Below are 1,376 nucleotides of genomic sequence, written 5' to 3'. Positions count from 1 at the left end.
TCTCCACGAGATAGAAGCTGATGGTCGCCAGCACGACGCTGATCGAGATCGTGAAGAGGAACAGTTCCCAGAACCCCATGTCACCTCGGAATTCGGGCGTTGGCACGGGGGACTTGCCGAAGATGCTGCCGTTCCTGAGCCAGAGGTTGATCACGATCTCGTGCCAGAGGTAGACGCCGAGGGAGATCTGGCCGAGGAAGAGGATCGGCTTGCTGGTGAAGAGCGCGTCCGAGAACCGGGACTCTGCCCCGGGGACCGTCATCGGCGCCAGGAGCAGCAGGGTGAAGGCGGTCAGGATGAAGTGGTCGACGAGCTCCTGGGCCAGGGCCGCGTTGTCGCCCAGGCCCGGGATGCCGATGGGCTTGGTGGCGTAGAGGAGGTACAGGGGGATGAGCGGCGCCCAGCAGACCAGCGGACGCCGGATCACGAACCGGTAGAAGCCCGGGGTCCCGGGAAGCGCCTCGGCGTACGCGGCGTAGATGGCCAGCGCCATGCCCGCGGCGAAGCAGCCGGCGTAGTAGGGCGGCCAGTACCACTGCATCGTCGCGCCGGTGGAGGGGAGGTTGGTGTACGTGACCCAGCCGATGGCCATGACTTCCAGCGCGGCCAGGGGCAGCAGCAGGCGGCGGGCCTTCTGGGCGGGGGTGCTTCCGCCCCGCGCGAGCCGGTGGCCGATCCAGGCGATCAGCGGCAGGGCCAGGTCGAACGTGAACTCGGCGGGGACCGTCCAGGTGGGCTCGATGCCGTGCATCGGCTGCCCCTCGGGCAGGTAGAAGTGCATGAGGAGCACGGGCCGCAGGACGTCGCTGACGCTGTCGATCTCGAACCAGTTGTAGCCGGGGATCGCGAAGACGAGCAACAGGTAGTAGGCGGGCAGGATGCGCAGGGCCCGGCGCTTGAGGAACCGTCCGGTGGCGGGGCGCTTCGTCCCGCTGATGGTGACGCGGGCGTAGGGCTTGTACAGCATCATTCCGGACAGAGCGAAGAAGGGGGGAAGGCAGACCCCCAGACCGTCCGCGAGGACGCCCCAGAACGGTTTGCCCGGCTCACCGACGAAGCTGCCCACTCCGGCCTGGAACGCGACGTGGTAGACGACCACACCCAGTGCGAGGACACCTCGCAGTCCCTCGAACTTCGGTATTCGCTTACTTTTTGCGCCACCTGTGTCGCGAAGGACGTCCCCCATGGAACAGTCCCCTTTCCCTTGGCACTTGCTCGTTGACTTCCCGAAATAGTCAGGTCTGCGGCGTGTGAGCCGCATCTCCAATCGTGCTGTTCCGGTGCTCAGGACGACTTATTTCGGCCGGAGTGGGAAGGCAGCCACCCCAGCCGCCCCGCCTCGGTCAGACCGGGGGCCGAGGTGTCCCGTTCCGAGT

1 protein-coding gene is annotated in these 1,376 nt (G+C 66.5%); it reads right to left on the bottom strand.

Annotation, left to right across the window (positions count from 1 at the left end):
* Nucleotides 1–1,099: acyltransferase family protein (locus tag ACFV20_RS36970; RefSeq protein WP_385665517.1), on the bottom strand; the 1,099-nt coding region annotated here is incomplete at its 3' end.
* Nucleotides 1,100–1,376 lie beyond the last annotated feature (277 nt).

The sequence above is a fragment of the Streptomyces sp. NPDC059696 genome, assembly GCF_042733745.1.
GTDB lineage: Bacteria > Actinomycetota > Actinomycetes > Streptomycetales > Streptomycetaceae > Streptomyces.
This window is presented reverse-complemented; position numbering and strand designations above follow the sequence as displayed.